Raw genomic sequence first — 18,332 nt, 5'->3', positions numbered from 1 at the left:
GGGCAGCGCTACTCAGGCGGGCGTCACCGCACGAAGCCTGCCCGGCAGAAACGGCAGCACCGGAGCGCTGTACTCCACAGCATCCACGTGCGCGTCAGCGTTGAGCTCGAGCGCGGCCTCTCCGTATCGCCACAGCCGGTTGTACAGAAAGACGCTGATCGTCGCATCGCCGTCAGGCAGCTGCCATGTGCCGGTGCCCCACTGCGCCGGCTGGCCGCGCCCGGCGAAGACGACAGTGGGTCGTGGGTGCCATCCCGGCCAGGGGCGGCGGAGGGTGAGTGTGATGCGCCGCGGCGCGGAAGCCCGCTCAGAGGTCATGGGCACAGCCTATGCGCCTCGGCTGGTGTCGCCCGACCGATGCTGCCTGGCTGATACCCGTGCGCAGGATGCGGCAGAAAAGCGCCCCGGGAGTGCAACCACCTCATCCGAGTCGTTCACGAAGGAGTTCATCAAGACCTGTCTCCCCGACAGCATGGGGCAGGGCGACGTCAGCGGCCCCGATCGCCGTCAGAAGGTGGGCAACGAGACGACGGGATGCGGCGAGCGAGCGACGCGGATCTCGGCTCACAACACCGCTGTTTGCCAACACGATGAGCAGAATGTCGGTGCCCGTGATGCCGGGGCGCAGCTGCCTCTCCGCGTGCGCGGCCTTGACAAGCCGATCGAGGGACTCCAGGGCGAAGAGGTAGTCGCTCTGCTCGTCGTCGGTGAGGCCGGGCAAGTGCGACGCAAGAACACGGTTGAACCCCTGATCCACCGCCTGCATGCTGCACACCGTTGAGACAAGAACGCAGATGCCATGCCACGGATCGGAATCATCGAGGCTCCGCTGCACGACGTCGACACACCGTTTGCTTTCCTCAACGAACGCCGCAGAGATCAGGTCGTTTCGCGTCGGAAAGCGGCGGTACAGAGTGGCGACGCCCACGCCCGCCTGCTGGGCGATCGAAGCGAGAGGAACGTCGATGCCGTCGCGCGCGAACAGCTCGCGAGCTGCGGCGAGAATGCGTACTTTATTGCGCTCGGCGTCGGCGCGCAGCATCCGGTTATCCGCCTGGTCCGCGCCGTCGTCGAGGCGACCGGATGCTGTGTTGTGAGAGCGGGATGCCGACATGGCTCTCACTTTACGCCAAAGCGGAATCGCTCCTCCGTTTCGCCGGTTGTGCTCGACAGCGGCGAAACACGTCGCACTGACGATCGGAGTATGACATGCCTACAGGGACGATGCGCGCCGCTGTGCTGACCGCTTTCGGCTCACCCGAGATGCTGAAGGTCATCGACGTTCCCCACCCCACGGTGTCCGACGGCGAGGTTCTCGTACGGGTCGCCGCGACAACGGTCAACGGCGGCGAACTGTTCACACGCGAAGGCCGAACGTCCCTCATCACAGGCAAGAAGTTTCCTCAGCGCATGGGCATCGACTTCACGGGGGAAGTCGCCCAGGTCGGAACGGGCGTCGACACGTACGCGGTCGGCGACCGTGTCTGGGGAGTGCTCCCCGACGACACCCTCGGAGCGGCCGCCGAATACGTCGCCGCCCCCGCACGTGCGATCGCGCACGCCCCTGAATCGGTGTCGTCAACGGAGGCGGTAAGCATGCTGACCGGTGGCCTTACCGCACTCATCGCGCTCCGCGAGAAAGCCGAGCTGGCCACGGGTGAGAGCCTGCTCGTGCGTGGAGCGAACGGTGGCGTGGGGAGTGTAGCCGTGCAGATCGGACGACATCTGGGTGCCCAGGTGACCGGCGTCACGGGCCCACGCACTCGTGAGTTCGTCGCAGAACTCGGTGCGGAGCACGTGCACGACTATTCTCGCGACGGTTCGCTGCCCGACGGGCGCTTCGACGTCATCGTCGATACGGTCGGAAGGGATCTGCACCGCTCACGTCGGCTGCTTGCTCGTCGCGGCCGCATGATCGCCGTGGCACTCGACTTCACCCACCTGTTCCGGAGCATCGGATACGTTGCGCTGTCGACGGTGCACGGTCCTCGACGCATCCGCTTCTTCCGGGGAAAGCCGAGCGCCGCGAACCTTCGCCTCCTCGCAGAGCTTGTCGATGCAGGGGCGGTGCGTCCCGTTGTCGATACGGTGCGTTCGCTCGAGGACATTGCAGATGCGCACCGCGCACTCGCGGCAGGCGGCGTCCGCGGCAAGCAGGTGCTCGCTGTTTCCGCGCGATAGGTACGCCGCACGAACAGCGCCCCGGCGACATCAGTCTCCGGGGCGCTGCATGATGTGTGGCGCTGCGTGACAGCATCCGCTCACTTGCCGACAAAAGCCAGAAGCGATGCGTTGACCTCGTCTGCGTGGGTCCAGAGCAGCCCGTGCGGGGCGCCCTCGATCTCCACGTAGTCGGCGTCAGGCAGCGCGTTCCGGAATCGACGTGCAGTGGCGTCAATCGGAAGGATGTTGTCGGCGGTGCCGTGCAGGATGAGCGCCGGCTTTCCGCTCGCTTTCACCGCCTCGATGTCTGCGCGGAAGTCCTCGATCCACGCGGGAACCACGGCGTAAGCGGCGACAGGAGCACTGGCAACGGCTGTGTTCCAGCTTCCCGTCACCGCTTCCTGGCTGATGCGCGAGCCGAGGTTCTCGTCGAGGTTGTAGAAGTCGGAGAAGAACGCTGTGTACCAGGCGTACCTGTCGCCCTTGGCCTGCGCGGCGATGCCGTTGAACACGTCCTGAGGGACGCCGTCCGGGTTGTCGTCACGGGCGACGAGGAACGGCTCGAGTGACGCGAGGAACGCGAGCTTCGCCACCCGCTCGTGGCCGTAGCGTGAGACATAGCGGGCAAGCTCGCCGGTGCCCATGGAGAATCCGACGAGGATCGCGTCGCGCAGGTCGAGAGCCTCGAGAACCGTCTTGAGGTCGGCGGCGAACGTGTCGTAGTCGTAACCGGTACCGACCTTGCTCGACTGCCCGAAACCGCGACGGTCATAGGTGATCACGCGGTAGCCGGCAGAAAGGAGCTCGCGCGTCTGACGCTCCCAGCTGTGTCCGTTGAGCGGGTAGCCATGGATCAGAACGACCGGCTGACCGGTTCCCTGGTCTTCGTAGTACAGGTCGATCGGTGTGCTATTTTCGTCGCCGACGGTGATGTAACCCATGATTCTCTTCCTTTCGATGCGTGTGAGAACGATCGTTCTCGCTGTGTGCTCACCACAGTAGAGAACGATCGTTCTCATGTCAAGTACACTGTCAGTATGAACGTAGAAGAGGCACGTGAACGCATACTTGCTGCAGCGGAAGAGTTGTATTACCAGAAGGGGTACTCGGCCGTGGGCATGGACGAGCTCCGGGCGTACGCCGGCGTCTCGCTGCGCCGCCTCTACGCGCTCTTTCCGTCCAAGAACGACATCATCACCGCGGTTCTCGCTCGCAAGCGAGACGAGTGGGAGTCGGGGCTGACCGGATGGGTGGCGACGGCACCAGAGGATGCTCGAGGCAGGCTGCTCGCGATCTATACGTACCTCGAAGACTGGTTCTCGACAGACAGCTTTCGCGGGTGTGCCTTCATCAATGCATTCGGGGAGCTCGGAGGGACGAACCCCGAGGTGGCGACGCTCGTGCGCGAGCAGAAGGCCTCGTTTCAGCGCTACGTGTCGACGCTCACACGCGACGCCGGCGCGACCGACAATCTCGCGGCACAACTGTCGATCCTCGCCGAAGGAGCCCAGAGCACGGCGGCGATCTCTGCAGATCCCTCCGCCGCGCGGCAGGCGCGCCAAGCGGCAGAAACGCTCATCGACGCGGCACTGGCGTGAGCGCTGCAGCGTACGTTCTCGCGCAGAGAGCGACAGCGCTATGGTGGAGGCTATCGCCACCCGCGACGGCAACGGTGCTGCCCGCCTCACGCGAACCCATCAGCCCGTCATGAAGGAGCGTTTCGAATGACCAGCGCCGTCATCGACCTGAGCAACGTCTCGTTCTCACGCAATGGCAATCGTATTCTCTCCGATATTTCGTTTACCGTGCAAGCAGGCGAGCACTGGGCGCTGCTCGGACCCAATGGAGCGGGCAAGTCGACGATGCTCGGGTTCTGCGGCGCTCGAACGCACCCCACCGCCGGTGTCGTCGAGATTCTTGGCGAACGTCTGGGCCGGGTCGACATGCAGGAGCTGCGACGTGGCATCGGGCACGTCGACCCGCGGCATCCGGTTCGCTCTCCGCTCTCTGTCGTTGACGTCGTGCTCACCGGCCTCACCGGTACCATCGAGCTGCCGATGCGTGGGAGCCCACCGCGGATGAGACAGCACGTGCTCGGGCACTCATCGACCAGGTCGGCCTCTCGTCACGCTCCGACGCACTGTGGCCAACGCTCTCTCAGGGGGAACGTGGCCGCGCGCTCATTGCTCGCGCCTTGGTCGCACAGCCGAAGCTGCTTCTTCTCGACGAGCCGACAACAGGACTCGACGTGGCTGCGCGCGAGCAGCTTCTCGAGACCATCGACGATTTCGCTGTCTCTGCCCCAAACGTCGCGACGGTTCTCGTCACCCACCACCTCGAGGAGCTTCCCGTATCGACGACACATGCTCTCGTCATTGCCGAGGGAGCCAGTGTCGCGTCGGGGCTCGCCGACGACGTCATCACATCAGAGACGATCTCGCACGCATTCGCGCACCCGATCCGCGTGGGCAAGAATGACGGGCGGTGGAGCGCCCGAGCCGTGCGCCGCACGTTCGATCCGGATGCTGCAGCAGCACTGAGCGCATAAACACAGCGCTCTCAGGTCAACTACCCGCAACGGCGGGAGCCGTGCACGAATGCGCCTCGATCCGCTCGTTCACCGAGGCGAGCCGACGCTGCAGCCGACGCCGTCTGCGCTCAAGGCGCCGGGCCGTTGAGTGCTCACGTGCGACGCGCAGCATCCGGTCTACTCGTGCCCATTCCTCATAGCGACGCGTTCCGGGCATGCTGTGTTCGGTGAAACCCGGGAGTGCCGATGCCCCGTGACGCTCGATGGCGTAAAGGCTGAACTGATCCATGAATCCCACCTGCTCGATTGTGAAAGGGTTGCTTCAGATATCTGAAGCATACGCTTCACAATTGAGATGTCAAGGGATATTTTCATATCTCGCGTAGACTCTGCCTATGACCCGGAACGACATCGAAGCCGAGCTCGCCGCCGAGACCGGCGTCCCGAGTGTCCCGATCCACCTGCGCGACGCCGAAGCGATTCGCGCGTTGGCCCACCCGGCACGCCAACGCGTCGTTAATCTGCTCTTCGCCGATCAGCAGACGCACACCTCAACGGAGCTCTCCGAGCTGACCGGGCTCACACCCAGTGCGATGAGCTACCACCTGCGGGCCCTGCAGAAGGCAGGGCTGGTGCAGCGCGCCGAGCCGACCGAGGGCGACTCGCGGACCCGACCGTGGCGCGCGTCGGGCACGACGATCTTCATTCACGGCAGCGAGGCCGAAGGCGTGTGGGAGGCACAGGATGCTCTCACGAGCATTGCCGTCTCAGAGCTGCGCGCACGCCTCCAGGCGATCCGTTCGAAAGAAGTCGCGGACACCACGAGCTACGTGGGCATCAGCGAGGCGACGCTCTGGCTCACCGACGACGAAGCGGCGGTCTATGCGCGAGCACTGCAGCGCGCAGAGCTTGAACTTCTCAGAACGGGGTGGCGCAACGAGGCCGGGCCCGAACGGCGGTTGAGCCGCGCCTTCTTCTCGCTCTTGCCCGAGACTGAGGCACCGGCGCCCGAATGATCGCCACCGCAGAGCACACGATCACCCTCGGTGATCGGCGTAAAGGATTGAGATCGCCTCAGAACGCGATGCCGCTCCCAGCTTGCGAAGAATTCGCGAGACGTGAAATTTCACCGTGTTCTCACTGATGCCCAGTCGCTCCGCGATCAGGCGATTGCGGTAACCGGAAGCAAGCAGCTCAATCACCTGAATCTCTCGCGGACTCAGATTCGCCATTGCAGAAGTGACGATGACCGAACTCGGAGGGTCGAGCGGAATGACGATGGCCATCTCGGTTCCCCACCCCGGCGTCGCGTCAACGGCGATGTGTCCATCGAGAGCGCGCACGCGTTCACGCACGAAGCGCAGCAAGACGCTCGACTCAGAGTGATCGCCTTTCCCGTCGTCGCGCACGTTCATGAGGAGGTTCGCGCCATCGCAATCCCACTGCACGCGCACCTTTGAGACGTCAGGAAGATCGGTCAGCGCAAGGATCGTGCCGCGCACGACGGCGCGCGCACCATGAGCGACCTCTCCGGGCAAAGGTCGCCCGTCGACCGGCGGCTCGATGAACTGCACGTCGGTGTCGCGGTAGCGCGTAATCGGCCTCAGGTCGTCTTGCAAACGAGCAAACGCCGTCGTGACGGGCTCTTCGGTGAACGTGCGAGCCCTGTCTGTCGCCGTTCGAAGGTGCACAAGCCCTCCCGACGCGAGGGTGATTGCCCGCGTGCGAGCAGTCGTGTCGTCAAGACGGGAGGAGCGCAGCGTCGCCAACACCGACTCCAGCGTCGTCGAGTATTCGTCAGCGAGTTCCGTGAGCGCATCCATCCTCATGCCCGCCGCCGCGCGGGCGTGCTGCAGGTATCGCGGTGACCCTTCGTCTGCACGCTTCTGCAGGTAGAGCGCAACAATGTTCCACGTCGACAGCACAAGGTCATCGACGTCTTGGGGGCCCGGATCGGCGAGCAGAAGAAGAGCACCATTGCGGGCGTGCGCGTGAAGGGTGGGCCTCAGGCCGTCGCCGATGTGCAATGCCGTCCTCTGAACGGCCTCCACTTTTGGGGCGTCGCGACGAATCTGGTCGAGGTCAAGAGCGGTGACCCCCTCGACGAAAGCCGCATCGCCGACCTCCTGCCGCTGACCGCCTGCCGCGTCTGCCGTCAGTATGATCAGCGCCGAATGCGCGAGATGTGGTGCCAGCAGCGTTGACAGCTCGCGCGGAATGTCGCGCGCGGGAACACTCATCAGACCAACCAGTCCCCGAAGGAACGAGCCGTTCGGCTGCACCATTGCCATAGTGCCGAGCGTAGCAAGCGCTACTCGAACAGGTAGGTCGTCTCGCCCGATGGGGTCATTGACCTATACGAAAGCGCGGGAGATGCTCAAGTAAGTGGCAATCGCCACCTCGATCCAGTGCAATGCCAAGGAGTCAATGATGACTGAAAATCGCGCGGTAGCGTACAAAGGAAAGGGAACCGTCGAGGTCGTCGACACTCCCTACCCCACGTTCGAGCTGAAGGACGGCCCGGGCGTCAATCCCGCGAATGTGGGACGCAAGGTTCCCCACGGTGCCATTCTTCGCACGGTGGCCACAAATATCTGCGGGTCTGACCAGCACATGGTCCGAGGGCGCACAACAGCGCCCGAAGGGCTCATTCTCGGGCACGAGATCACCGGAGAGGTGGTTGAAGTCGGCCCGGGCGTCGAGTTCATCAAGGTCGGTGACATCGTGTCTGTCCCCTTCAACATCGCGTGCGGACGGTGCCGCAACTGCAAGGAGGGCAAGACCGGAATCTGCCTCAACGTCAATCCCGACCGGCCTGGTAGCGCGTACGGCTACGTCGATATGGGCGGATGGGTCGGTGGGCAAGCCGAATTCGTGCTCGTGCCCTACGCCGATTGGAACCTGCTGAAGTTTCCCGACCGCGACCAGGCTCTCGAGAAGATTCTCGACCTGACGATGCTGTCTGACATCTTTCCAACGGGATTCCACGGTGCCTACACGGCCGGGGTTGGGCCGGGGTCGACTGTGTACATCGCCGGTGCGGGACCCGTGGGACTTGCGGCCGCCGTCGGCGCCCAGCTTCTCGGTGCCGCAGCCGTGATTGTCGGAGATCTCAATGCCGACAGGCTTGCGCAGGCGCGGTCGTTCGGATGCGAGACCGTTGACATTTCGAAGGGTGACCCGAAAGACCAGATCGAGCAGATTCTCGGGTTCCCCGAGGTGGATGCCGCCGTCGACGCCGTGGGCTTTGAAGCACGCGGGCATGGTGCCGATTCGGAGCATGAAGCTCCGGCGACGGTGCTCAACTCGCTGTTCGACGTGACGGCGGCCGGTGGTGCCCTCGGCATCCCAGGGCTCTATGTCACGGGCGACCCGGGCGGCGTTGACGAGGCAGCTCAGCAGGGCTCGCTGTCGTTGCGGCTCGGCCTCGGTTGGGCGAAGTCGCTGTCGTTCACAACGGGTCAGTGCCCGGTGATGAAATACAACAGGCAGCTGATGATGGCGATCCTTCACGACAAGGTGCAGATCGCCAAGGCAGTGAAGGCAACCCCGATCTCGCTCGAAGACGCACCTCGCGGCTACGCCGAGTTCGACCAGGGGGCAGCACAGAAGTACGTGCTCAACCCCAACGGGTACATCAAGACATCCTGACCCGTCTTCAACCAACAACAGAACGGAGAATGCCCATGACAGTCACTCTCGAAGATGCTCGTCGTGTCATCGCCGCCGCCGAGCGGAGCGCAGACGAAATCGGCCAGCCGATGAACATCGCGGTCGTCGATGCCGGGGGAAACCTCGTCGCCCACGTGCGCCAAGACGGAGCGTGGATCGGCAGCGTCGATATCTCGATCAGCAAGGCCTGGACGTCGAGAGCGTTTGACATCGCCACGAAAGATCTCGGCGAGAACTCCCAGCCAACGCAGCAGTTCTTCGGCATCCATGCAACGAACAACGGAAAGGTGGCGATCTTCGCCGGTGGCATTCCGCTGACGCGCGATGGTGCCGTTGTCGGTGCCGTGGGCGTCAGTGGCGGCTCTGGAGATCAAGACCAGACGGTTGCCGAGGCCGGCGTCGCCGGGTTCTGAAGCCGCGTCGAATCGCAGCCTTCTGCCGTCAGGCGGAAGGCTGCGTTCGCTTTGGCGCGTACGCCCACAATCCGAAGGCAAGCAGAGCGAATCCGGATGCTACGCCGCTGACGATCGCGATGGCACCGAGAGCATCAGCGAGCCAGAGAGCAAAGCCGGCCAGCCCGAGCACGGTAACGATCGCACCTAAAAGGTGAAAACGCGCGAGTCGAAAGATATGCGCGAGGGCGAAGAAGTGCGTGCCTACAACGAACGCGACCCAGGCGACGCCGAGCTCCGAATGCCCCCACACTCTCGTGATGAGTCGGCCGCCGCCGAAAAGTGCGATCATCTCGATGAACACGATGATCCAATACGCGCGGGTGAATGGGCCGGCCTGCCTTTCGCCCTTGCTCCGTGCGCCAGCCCCCGCTTCGGCCGCGGGGGAAGCGTCCAGGCGCTGAGCCCTGTAGCTGCGAAGGCTCAGCACAAGGATCACAACGAAAGCAGCACACGCGGCAAGCACACATGCTATGCGCACAGCGGTCGGCAAACCTCCCGAGTTCACCCACACGAACACGGTTCCGAACACACCGCTGATCTGCGACCCGATGTCGCGTCCCTGCACCGGAGCGGCCTGCGTCGTCGATTCTGCCGAGCTCGTCATTGTGGACCCCCTGTCGCCTGTGACCAATTCGCTATAGTCTGCTATATCGAATATGTTTAGCGCAAGCGCAGAGGGAGAATCCGCCATGAAGAAGCAGGGAGTCGCCACCCGGCGGTATCGTTCAGGCGTGCGTGAGTCCCGTGCCGCGCACACACGCAGAGCGATTCTGGATGCCGCGAGCGAACTGTTCGAATCGGGCGGGTTCTCGGCGACCACCATCGCGTCGATCGCCGCACGTGCCGATGTCTCGGCACCGACCATCTACGCAACGTTCGGCTCGAAGGCGAACGTGGCTCGCGCCATCGTCGAGCAGATGGAAGAGTCATCCGCCGCCTCCATCTGGCGTGAGCGCATTGCTTCAGAGCGGCGCCCGACCGCAATACTTGGTGCCTTCGCCGAATGGACGGCCGCCTTCTTCAGCGCAAGCATGCCGACACTGTCGCTCGCCAGTGAGCTCACTGGCGAAGCCTCCGACATGGCTGCCGAGGGAAATGCCCGGCGCCGCGCAGCGCTCTCCTCGCTCGTCGACCGGCTCGCGGAGCACGGCGCACTCAGGCACGACCTGGCGCGGGCCGAGGCGGTAGACAGGGCATGGATGCTGACGGGCATCGAAATGTACCTGAATGCTGTGCAGGAATGCGGATGGAGCACGGCGACGTACGTGTCATGGCTCTCCGAAACGCTCGAGCAGCAGATTCTCCAGACGCCGACCAGAAAGCCATGACAGAGCACCATGGGGGCAGAGCACTGTGGGCGAGCGCGTTGCGCTCGCCCACAGTGCTCTGCCGCGAAATCAGCTGTCGGTAACCGACGTGTCGTCGCCGGAGCCCGGTTGGCTGTCCGTTGCCGCATCGGCGGCGTCGGCAGCATCCGGTGTTGCATCGGTCGACGGCGCGTGGCGCGGACGTTCTGACTCGGGTGACGGCGGTGACGGCTCACGCATTCCTTCGCCGATGGCGCTGCCCGTCACGCGACCCTGAATGACGCTGGCAAGATCGACTCCTGTTGCTTCTTTGACGGATTCGAAGACCCCGCGCATTGCCGACGCGGATTCACCAGAGAACTGGCTTCCCGCTGGAGACGAGTCAGAACCGGAACCGGAACCGGAACCGATGACGCTGATCGTTCCGATTCGCGAGTAACCCTGAGCGAAGCGCTCCATGAGATCAGGCAGAATTTCGATGGCGCGCTGGGCGATGATTCCTTCGAGGTTCTCCTGCAGCGCTTCTGCCTCAGCTCGAATTGCCGCGCCTTTCGCCTCACCCGCGAGCTGCACGGATTCAGCATCGGCTTTGGCGCGCTCTCTGATCGCTTCAGCCTCGCTCTCGGCGATCTTCACTTCGGCTTCTGCGGCCTTGACCTGCGTGTACGCCTTCGCGTCGGCTTCCCGCTCCTTCTCGTACTGAGCTGCATCGGCGACACGCTTGACGTCGGCGTCGAGCTGCGCCTGCTTGTTCTCGGCCTCCTGTTGCAGAACGTCCTGGCGGGCCTCCACACGGGCAAGCGCCTCGGCCTGCTCGGCGCGTGCGTTCGCCTGCCCAACCTCGGCCTTCGAGTCCGCCTCGTTCGTGTCATACGCCGTCTGCTCGACGAGGTTCGCCTCGTCGTTGGTGATCTGCTGCTTACGAATCGCGCGCTCGGCGTTCGTCGCGGCGATCTCCGCCGCCTGACGCTTGGACTGCACTTCCGGTGCACCAAGCGAGGCGATGTAACCGAGATCGTCGGTGATGCCCTTGATCTGGAACGAATCGAGAATCAGACCCTGATCCGCGAGCTCGCCCGAGACATCCGCAGCGATCTGGTCTGAGAATTTCTTTCTGTCGCGCATGAGGCTGACGACGGCGAGAGTCGCGACGATGCCGCGCAGGGCGCCTTCCAGCTGCTCGGTCGTGAACTGCTCGATCGCCTTGTCCTGCGACGCGAAGCGCTCGGCTGCTCGCTGCACGAGTTGCTTGGTCGAGCCGATCTTCACCATGGCGACAGCCTCGACCTCGAGGGTGACGCCGTCGTACGACTGTGCTTCCGCCTGCATTGACACCTGACGCGATCGCAGGGAGATGATCTCGTGACGCTGTGTCAGCGGGTTGACGAGAGCCTTGCCATTGACGATGACGGCGAGTGACGACTCATCTTTGCTCTTCTTCGACTTGCCCGAGACGACGAGCGCCTCATCTGATCGTGCAACCTTGATCCACATCTTCGCGATAATCAGGGCGATGATCAGAACGACAACGACAATCGCCGCGATGATCCCGACCAGCACGAGTGCGCCGCCCGCTATGGCGTATTCCATGAAGCCTCCCAGCTGTTGATGCAGTACCTCCAATCATGTCTGAACTGATCCGCGATGCATAGCCGAACATCAGATCTGTGGAACAGCTCCAAGTCAATCCGGCGATCGAAACGCATCCCGATGCCGGGTCATCATGACCGGTACCCGGGAGACACGAGCCCGTGTTGCAGCGCGTATAGGCTCGCACCGACGCGATTCGTCGCACCGATCTTCATGTACGTGCGCTCAACGTGATTGCGAACCGTCTTCTCGCTGATCACCAGCCGTGTTGCGATCTCGCGATTCGACAAGCCTCGCGCCACGAGCCCAAGAATCTCGGTCTCCCTGCGCGTCAATGCATCATCATGTCTCACCGTTCCACCGTGCCCCGCTGCGGCGAGAACGGCGGTGACGCATTCATCGTCGAGGGCTCCCGCTCGAACACGGGTCAGCAGGCGTTCGGCACCCGCGTGTGGAGCCAGCGCCGCACGGTACGGGCGCGGCTCACGGGACGATTGATAGGCATCGGCCGCGGCGAGGAGTCGCTCGGCACGCCCAAGGGCGGCCCCCGCGAGGCCGAGCGAATAGCCGCTGCCGTCCACGTGCTCGTGATGGCACCGCGCAATCACTGCCACGCGACCAAACCCCGGGATTCGCGACAGCACGCGGTCAGTGAGGTAAGGGTACATTCTGACGCGCTCCCACTCCGCCTTTGTCAGGTCACCGGACTTCGACCAGATCTGGTTGCTCACGCCGAGCCTGCCTGCGTCATGCACGTACGCAGCACGCCGGATCGTTGTGATGTCAGAGTCATCGAGTCCGAGTATCGCGGCTGCGTGGGCTGCGAGCTCGGCAACAGCGCGCGAGTGCCCCAACGCGAACGGGCACTTCAGGTCGGCGAAGTCACCGATCGCCCGCAGCATGGTGTCGAGTTCTGAATCGTCGAGAGGTCGATCGGCGTCTGGTGCCAACGCGAGCGCTGAACTCCACGAGTCTTCGCCAGGAGCGGGGAAGAGCCCGTCAGGGTCGCTGTCGAAGGCGTCGACAATCGCCGGATCAAAATGGCCCCCACGGCGCCCATTCACCATGGCGACGGCACCGGCGACACCGTACATTCGATGATGCACCTCTGCGTTGTCTGCCACCTGGGCAACGCGCATCTCGACGGGAATCTCATCACCAGCGACGGCCGCGGGCAGTCCGGTGCCGTCGAACCGTTCAAACGTGTACTCCAGCGCACTCGCGACGTCGTCACTGGTTCCGATGTGCCGAGCGAGCGCACTGGCGGAGCTGCAGTGGGAGTGAATGAGCGCAGAGAGTTGCCCACGAGCATCCCGAATGAGGGTTGCCATGACGTGGACCCGGCGCTGCATCGATTCTCCTCGAGCGACGTTGCCCATGAGAAATCGAAGATAGGGAAGCCCCGACCAATCGACAAGGTACGAATCGCGGCGAACCGCAATGTCGTCGCCGAACCAGCGAGCGTACTCCGAGGAATCAGCGTGGCAGCCGATCCACATCAACAGCGACACATAGTAGGTTGTCGCTCGTTCACGTCGCCCGAGGCCGAGCCGGTCGGCAAGACGACACGCGATGATTGCAGAACGCAGCATGTGCTCGGCGGGCTGGCCGAGGCCGAGATCGATCGCTACCGACAGCCCGGCAAGGACATCGGCCCTTCGCGCCTCGATCGAGGACCCGTTCATCTTTTGATTGTGCCACCGCGTAGCTCCGCCGTGTTGGTTCTGTCGCCCCTGCGACGCCGACGTCCCGGTATCAGCATCGGCACACGGTTGCGATACGACACATAGTCGTCGCCGAAGGCAGCCACCAAGTCGCGCTCCTCCAGCTGGATTCCGATCACGATGTATACAGTGCTTGCGCCTGCGAACAGCAGGTGCCCCGTCGTCATCACTGGCGCTGCCCAGAAGGCGATCAGGAAGCCAACGTAGATCGGGTGACGCACGAGGCGGTACCAAAACGGAATGACAAACTGCGGGGACGTCTGAGATTGTCTCCGCGCATTCGCAACAACCTGTCTCAGACCGAAGAGGTCGAAATGGTCAATGAGAAAGGTGCTCAAGAGCACAATCAACCATCCGCACAGAGACACAAGGATGAGCACGGAGTGTGCAATATCATTGTTGACGTCCCACACGACGACGCGGATCGGGTGCCACCACCACATCAGTGCCGCCAGGCAGGCGGTGGCAAGAAGAACGTACGTGCTGCGTTCGAGGGGTGCAGGCACGAATCTCGTCCACCAGACTTTGAACGTCGAGCGCGCCATAACCGAGTGCTGGATGGCAAAGAGCGAAAGTAAAAGCGCGTCGATCACGACAGACAGGACACCTGGTGTCATGGGCCCGCCGTCATCGACGGTACGCGGGACGACCTGGATGCCTGCTACCTCAATCGAGGCATTCTCGATGAATGCAATGCTGTAGGCGAAGACAGCGATGAATGCCGTATAGACGACTATTCCGTATACGAGGCCCAGCACCCGACCCGTCGTGTCGAATCGTAATCGCCGTGTCGGAGCTCTCATGATGCGATCCGCGATTCGTGACTGCTCGTTGTTGTCGTGTGGGCCGCGCTGAATCGAGCGTCACCGATGAAGAAGAGCCCGCGCTGAGGGAGCCAGAAATCAGCAAGTCGAGTCTGATTACTCAACGGCGCATGCGCCCCCAGTTCGAGCCCCCGCCACATCGCGCGCGTACCCACGACGCGCCAGATCTGAAGCGGGGCGGCCTTGAACCGCGGGCCATTCGGTGTGACTCCATAGAGGCGAACACGTCCCGACCGGAGCACGGCGCGCGCCATGGGTCCCATCGACCGGAGCACCGAAGGGCTCGTCCATGCTGCGGTGGGCATTGTGCTCCCCATTGCCGTCATCGCGCGGGTCGCAGGCGTCGCTGCGAGAGCGATCTGCCAGGAGAGCTCGTCGCCGAGGTTCACCTGAAAATCATGATCCGTGACCCAGCTCACGTCGATTGCCGGCACCCGTTCCACGCGGGCCGCCGAGCCGAAGTAGCGCGGGCATGAGACCTCGGGTGCCTGGGATGTGCTGATCGTCCAGCTGCCGTTTGGATCCCGGTGCCAGATTGCCCGATACGGTGGCCCAACCGAGCTCGTCACCATGTCTCGATAGGTGAGGTAGTGCCCAGATGCGAACGGCATTCCCATAATGCCGTAGCCGGTGAATCGCTCATCGTCGCCATCGAGCACGCGGCGATTCGCCTGTAGCTTCTCTACCGATTCTCTCGGCGTTTGTGCGTTCATACCCCCATGCTGAGCGCGGTGAGCAGCTCACGCATGAGGCATCGGCCTCACTTCGATGGATGACTCACGCGAGGTGGCTCGCCCACCTGCACCACAAAACCCGTCCTCGACTAAAGTTCTTTTCCATGGGAGTGCGAAAGGGCAACGGTTCGGAATCGTTCGTGACCCTTGCGTCGGAACGCGGCCGCGTTCACAAGCGCACACTCACTGTCGTGATCGTGAGCCAAATTCTCGGCGGCACTGGTCTGGCAGCGGGGGTCTCTGTCGGAGCACTGCTCGCCGAAGACATGTTGGGGTCTGAAGGTCTCGCTGGGCTTCCAACCGGTCTCTTCACCCTGGGCTCAGCACTCGCCGCGTACCTCATCGGCCGTTCGACGCAGCGCTTCGGCCGCCGCGTCGGGCTTGCCTTCGGGTTCATCGCCGGTGGCCTTGGCGCGCTCGGTGTCGTTGTCGCGGCGGTCATCGACAGCATCCCTCTGCTCTTTCTCTCTTTGCTGATCTATGGAGCGGGCACGGCAACGAACCTGCAGGCACGATACGCGGGCAGCGACCTCGCGCTTCCGCACAGACGCGGCTTCGGAACGAGCATGGCGATGGTCGCCACCACCCTGGGCGCCGTCGTCGGACCGAACCTCATCGAACCGCTCGGCGAGTTGGCCGCCGCCGTCGGAGTTCCGGTGCTTGCAGGGCCCTTCATGCTCGCCGCCGTCGCCTACGGTGCAGCCGGGATCGTGCTGTTCATCTTTCTTCGCCCCGACCCGTATCTGCTTGCGAAGCGGCTTGCCGCGGCCTCCGCTGACAATGACCCGTCAACCGCGCACACGTCCCGTTTGACGATCCCGCGCGTCGGGATCTCTGCCTACGTCGGTGCGACGGTAATGGTGCTGACACAGATCGTGATGGTCGCGATCATGACGATGACGCCGATTCATATGCGCGCTCACCACCACGGCATTGCAGCTGTCGGGCTGGTGATCGGCTTTCATATCGGCGCTATGTGGCTGCCCTCGTTGATCACAGGGGTGCTCGTCGACAAGCTTGGGCGCACGCCCCTCGTCGTGGCGTCTGGAGTGACGCTCCTGACGGCCGGCGTCGTCGCGGCGACCGCACCCGGAGATTCGCTCGGGATGCTGATTCTCGCCCTCGTGCTGCTCGGAATTGGCTGGAACTTCGGACTGATCTCAGGAACGGCTCTCGTCGTCGACGCGACGGTTCCCGCGAATCGAGCTCGAACGCAAGGCACGATAGACGTGCTCATCGCGCTGTCGGGTGCCGGCGGCGGAGCGATGTCTGGCGTTGTGATGGCCGGGGCAAGCTACCAGGTGCTCGCGCTCGGCGGCGGCATCCTGTCTCTCGTTCTGATTCCCGTGCTGCTCTGGGCTCGTCGCCGCTCGACGCCGTAGGATCATGCTCATTGAGGGCATCGACGCGATTCAGCTCAGAGGAGAACCGCATGTCATTCCAGAAGTACCTCGACAACATCGAAGCGAAAACGGGGCTCACCCCGCGTCAGCTCATCGATCGCGCCGCCGAGCGCAGCTTCGGCCCAGGAACGAAAGCGGGCCCCATTCTCGAATGGCTGAGAGATGACTACGACCTCGGGCGCGGGCACGGAATGGCGCTCGTGCACGTCATCACCAAGGGGCCGCAGATAAGCAGCAAACACGTCGGGACATCCGGCTCGCACACCGATGCCAGCGACACCCTCTGGCTCGACGGCGCGGCGACGAATCCGAACGGCTGACTAACAAGGAACTAGGCGTTTTCCGTCACCGCCGCATTCCGTGTACGCGATCTCGGCGAGCGATACGGCAGAGCGCCCGGTTCGCCTCCGGCATTTCCGGGCCATGATGATTGCCGGCAAGTCACCTCGTGCTCCCTGGCCACGACTGCAGCGCAAGATCCGCGACGTACTCAAGAGTCTCGCGCTCTACGCCGCTCGCTGCCTGAACCGCAATGCCGTTCCCCACCGTCACGAGATAGCGACCCAGGAGACCGGGATCGGCCCCGTGCGGGAGATCGCCCTCGTTCAGTGCGCGGCGAAATCGTTCTGCGAGAAGCGCAGCCGCGTCGTTTCGCCAAGCCGCGAGCCTCTCCTGGGTTCGTCGAGATGCCGGTCCCACCGCCAGACCGGCCTGCACGCCGAGGCAGCCTGACGGGTCTCCGGGATGCGTTGTCGCCTCGACCGCCCCGGCGAGGAATGCTGCAGCGACTTCGCGCGCAGTCAGTTCGTTGAGCGCTCGGACGGCGTACGACGCGGGCCCATCGGTGTAGCGCTGAAGGGCCTTGAGGAAAAGCTCCTCCTTGTTGCCGAACGCCGCGTACATGCTCGTTCGAGTGATACCCATCGCCGCCGTGAGATCACTGAGACTCGCTCCTTCATACCCCTGCTCCCAGAAGACGCGCATCGCACGTTCGAGCACTGCCTCCGCGTCAAATCCGCGAGGTCGGCCTGGTTGCGCCTTTACCTGAGTCATGACCCCATCGTATCAATTTCGTACCATTCGATACAGAACATGATAATGTCCTATTCTGTATCGATCAGTACTTAAATAATTTGTGGTTGCAGATCACATCCTCAAGAACGGGAGTAGAACACGATGGGTCAGTTGGACGGTAAGACGGCAGTAGTGACCGGCGGCAATGCGGGAATTGGCCTGGCAACGGCAAAGCGACTTGCTACTGAAGGCGCACACGTGTTCATCACGGGCAGACGCGAGACCGAGCTGAACAAGGCTGTCGCCGAAATCGGCAACGCAACTGCGGTGCCCGGAGACGTCAGCATTGCGAGTGATGTGGATCGTCTCTACGAGCGGGTGCAGGAGCGAGGGCGGGGCCTCGACGTACTGTTCGCCAACGCTGGCATCAACGCGATCGTGGGCTTGGAGGAAACGACCGAAGAAGTCCACGATTCCATCTTCGATATCAACGTCAAGGGCACATTCTTCACGGTCCAGAAGGCTCTGCCTCTACTCACGGACGGTGCATCGGTGATTCTCACAGGTTCAACAGCCGGCGACGGCGGGGCCGCAGGCATGAGCGCCTACGGTGCGTCGAAGGCGGCGGTGCGTGCCTACGCACGGGCGTGGACCAGCGAACTCGGCCACCGTGGAATCAGAGTGAACGTCGTCTCCCCCGGACCCGTGGATACTCCGTTCTGGGAAGCGGCCTTCGGCGAGCGCTCCGACGAAATGATCACGGGAGTCGCGGCCGGCATTCCCGCGCGACGCGCCGGGGACCCGGACGAAGTAGCGGCCGCCGTCATGTTCCTCGCCTCCTCCCAGAGCAGCTTCGTCTACGGCACCAATCTTTACGTCGACGGCGGATTGGGACAGATTTAGCGATGGGTATCGA

Annotated in this window: 21 protein-coding genes and 2 pseudogenes; 12 read left to right on the top strand and 11 right to left on the bottom strand. The window is 63.4% G+C overall.

The window, feature by feature from the left end; translation table 11 throughout:
* Positions 1 to 12: 12 nt before the first annotated feature.
* The gene (locus HCR84_RS00375) at positions 13 to 318 is read right to left on the bottom strand and encodes a hypothetical protein (RefSeq protein ID WP_166983041.1); all 306 of its coding nucleotides are present in this window, start codon (positions 316 to 318) and stop codon (positions 13 to 15) included.
* A gap of 103 nt (positions 319 to 421) precedes the next feature.
* Positions 422 to 1,114, bottom strand: a complete 693-nt coding sequence (locus HCR84_RS00370; RefSeq protein WP_166983042.1) for a TetR/AcrR family transcriptional regulator — start codon at positions 1,112 to 1,114, stop codon at positions 422 to 424.
* A 95-nt stretch (positions 1,115 to 1,209) separates the two neighbouring features.
* On the opposite strand from HCR84_RS00370, the gene HCR84_RS00365 reads away from it, so the two are divergent.
* Positions 1,210 to 2,181: an NAD(P)-dependent alcohol dehydrogenase gene (locus tag HCR84_RS00365; protein WP_218043598.1), complete on the top strand. Its 972-nt coding sequence runs from the start codon at positions 1,210 to 1,212 to the stop codon at positions 2,179 to 2,181.
* An 80-nt stretch (positions 2,182 to 2,261) separates the two neighbouring features.
* Here HCR84_RS00365 and HCR84_RS00360 read toward each other — a convergent pair whose 3' ends face one another.
* Positions 2,262 to 3,104 (bottom strand): alpha/beta fold hydrolase, encoded by an 843-nt coding sequence (locus tag HCR84_RS00360; RefSeq protein ID WP_166983043.1) that lies wholly within the window; start codon positions 3,102 to 3,104, stop codon positions 2,262 to 2,264.
* A gap of 96 nt (positions 3,105 to 3,200) precedes the next feature.
* Between HCR84_RS00360 and HCR84_RS00355 the strand changes: the two genes are divergently transcribed.
* The 4 genes and pseudogenes from HCR84_RS00355 (at position 3,201) to HCR84_RS17560 (ending at position 4,711) form a co-directional block, all read left to right on the top strand.
* Entirely contained in the window at positions 3,201 to 3,761 is a 561-nt protein-coding gene (locus HCR84_RS00355; protein ID WP_166983044.1) for a TetR/AcrR family transcriptional regulator, read from the top strand.
* A gap of 126 nt (positions 3,762 to 3,887) precedes the next feature.
* Positions 3,888 to 4,115, top strand: a pseudogene (locus tag HCR84_RS17710) (ATP-binding cassette domain-containing protein); the annotation flags it as partial.
* A 152-nt stretch (positions 4,116 to 4,267) separates the two neighbouring features.
* Positions 4,268 to 4,342, top strand: a pseudogene (locus tag HCR84_RS17705) (hypothetical protein); the annotation flags it as partial.
* 15 nt (positions 4,343 to 4,357) lie between these two features.
* On the top strand, positions 4,358 to 4,711 hold the full coding sequence (locus HCR84_RS17560; protein ID WP_244972633.1) for an ATP-binding cassette domain-containing protein: 354 nt from the start codon (positions 4,358 to 4,360) through the stop codon (positions 4,709 to 4,711).
* 16 nt (positions 4,712 to 4,727) lie between these two features.
* Here the strand turns inward: HCR84_RS17560 and HCR84_RS00345 are convergent, their stop codons facing one another.
* Positions 4,728 to 4,982, bottom strand: coding sequence for a hypothetical protein (locus tag HCR84_RS00345; RefSeq protein WP_166983045.1), 255 nt, complete (start codon positions 4,980 to 4,982; stop codon positions 4,728 to 4,730).
* A 106-nt stretch (positions 4,983 to 5,088) separates the two neighbouring features.
* Here HCR84_RS00345 and HCR84_RS00340 point away from each other — a divergent pair, with 106 nt between their 5' ends.
* Positions 5,089 to 5,709, top strand: coding sequence for an ArsR/SmtB family transcription factor (locus tag HCR84_RS00340; RefSeq protein WP_166983046.1), 621 nt, complete (start codon positions 5,089 to 5,091; stop codon positions 5,707 to 5,709).
* Between the two features lie 21 nt (positions 5,710 to 5,730).
* On the opposite strand, the gene HCR84_RS00335 is transcribed toward HCR84_RS00340, so the two are convergent.
* Entirely contained in the window at positions 5,731 to 6,984 is a 1,254-nt protein-coding gene (locus tag HCR84_RS00335) for a helix-turn-helix transcriptional regulator (RefSeq protein WP_166983047.1), read from the bottom strand.
* Positions 6,985 to 7,123: 139 nt separating this feature from the next.
* Between HCR84_RS00335 and fdhA the strand changes: the two genes are divergently transcribed.
* Both fdhA and HCR84_RS00325 read left to right on the top strand, forming a co-directional pair.
* Positions 7,124 to 8,344, top strand: coding sequence for a formaldehyde dehydrogenase, glutathione-independent (gene fdhA / locus HCR84_RS00330; RefSeq protein ID WP_166983048.1), 1,221 nt, complete (start codon positions 7,124 to 7,126; stop codon positions 8,342 to 8,344).
* A 35-nt stretch (positions 8,345 to 8,379) separates the two neighbouring features.
* A complete protein-coding gene (locus tag HCR84_RS00325; protein WP_166983049.1) occupies positions 8,380 to 8,778 on the top strand; it encodes a GlcG/HbpS family heme-binding protein in 399 nt (132 codons plus the stop codon).
* A 28-nt stretch (positions 8,779 to 8,806) separates the two neighbouring features.
* On the opposite strand, the gene HCR84_RS00320 is transcribed toward HCR84_RS00325, so the two are convergent.
* Entirely contained in the window at positions 8,807 to 9,424 is a 618-nt protein-coding gene (locus tag HCR84_RS00320; RefSeq protein WP_166983050.1) for a hypothetical protein, read from the bottom strand.
* Between the two features lie 85 nt (positions 9,425 to 9,509).
* Between HCR84_RS00320 and HCR84_RS00315 the strand changes: the two genes are divergently transcribed.
* The gene (locus HCR84_RS00315) at positions 9,510 to 10,148 is read left to right on the top strand and encodes a TetR/AcrR family transcriptional regulator (RefSeq protein ID WP_166983051.1); all 639 of its coding nucleotides are present in this window, start codon (positions 9,510 to 9,512) and stop codon (positions 10,146 to 10,148) included.
* Between the two features lie 69 nt (positions 10,149 to 10,217).
* Here HCR84_RS00315 and HCR84_RS00310 read toward each other — a convergent pair whose 3' ends face one another.
* The 4 genes from HCR84_RS00310 to HCR84_RS00295 form a co-directional block, all read right to left on the bottom strand.
* Positions 10,218 to 11,717 carry an SPFH domain-containing protein gene (locus HCR84_RS00310; protein ID WP_195706670.1) on the bottom strand — a complete coding sequence of 500 codons (1,500 nt, stop codon included), beginning with the start codon at positions 11,715 to 11,717 and terminating at the stop codon, positions 10,218 to 10,220.
* A gap of 131 nt (positions 11,718 to 11,848) precedes the next feature.
* A complete protein-coding gene (locus HCR84_RS00305) occupies positions 11,849 to 13,402 on the bottom strand; it encodes an HD domain-containing phosphohydrolase (protein ID WP_166983052.1) in 1,554 nt (517 codons plus the stop codon).
* Entirely contained in the window at positions 13,399 to 14,244 is an 846-nt protein-coding gene (mddA, locus tag HCR84_RS00300; RefSeq protein WP_166983053.1) for a methanethiol S-methyltransferase, read from the bottom strand. The genes HCR84_RS00305 and mddA overlap by 4 nt, the downstream gene beginning before the upstream one ends.
* Positions 14,241 to 14,978, bottom strand: a complete 738-nt coding sequence (locus HCR84_RS00295; RefSeq protein ID WP_166983054.1) for a hypothetical protein — start codon at positions 14,976 to 14,978, stop codon at positions 14,241 to 14,243. Before HCR84_RS00295 ends, mddA begins: the two co-directional genes overlap by 4 nt.
* A gap of 125 nt (positions 14,979 to 15,103) precedes the next feature.
* Here HCR84_RS00295 and HCR84_RS00290 point away from each other — a divergent pair, with 125 nt between their 5' ends.
* Entirely contained in the window at positions 15,104 to 16,381 is a 1,278-nt protein-coding gene (locus HCR84_RS00290; RefSeq protein ID WP_166983055.1) for an MFS transporter, read from the top strand.
* A gap of 50 nt (positions 16,382 to 16,431) precedes the next feature.
* Positions 16,432 to 16,722: a DUF4287 domain-containing protein gene (locus HCR84_RS00285; RefSeq protein ID WP_166983056.1), complete on the top strand. Its 291-nt coding sequence runs from the start codon at positions 16,432 to 16,434 to the stop codon at positions 16,720 to 16,722.
* A 121-nt stretch (positions 16,723 to 16,843) separates the two neighbouring features.
* Here the strand turns inward: HCR84_RS00285 and HCR84_RS00280 are convergent, their stop codons facing one another.
* Positions 16,844 to 17,455, bottom strand: coding sequence for a TetR/AcrR family transcriptional regulator (locus HCR84_RS00280; RefSeq protein ID WP_166983057.1), 612 nt, complete (start codon positions 17,453 to 17,455; stop codon positions 16,844 to 16,846).
* 123 nt (positions 17,456 to 17,578) lie between these two features.
* Here HCR84_RS00280 and HCR84_RS00275 point away from each other — a divergent pair, with 123 nt between their 5' ends.
* Positions 17,579 to 18,319, top strand: a complete 741-nt coding sequence (locus HCR84_RS00275) for an SDR family NAD(P)-dependent oxidoreductase (RefSeq protein WP_166983058.1) — start codon at positions 17,579 to 17,581, stop codon at positions 18,317 to 18,319.
* The last annotated feature ends 13 nt before the right edge of the window (positions 18,320 to 18,332 follow it).

The organism is Paramicrobacterium fandaimingii (assembly GCF_011751745.2).
GTDB classification, from domain to species: Bacteria; Actinomycetota; Actinomycetes; order Actinomycetales; family Microbacteriaceae; genus Paramicrobacterium; species Paramicrobacterium fandaimingii.
Note: the sequence above shows the minus strand (reverse complement) of the source record. Positions and strands in the feature narration are given on the sequence as shown.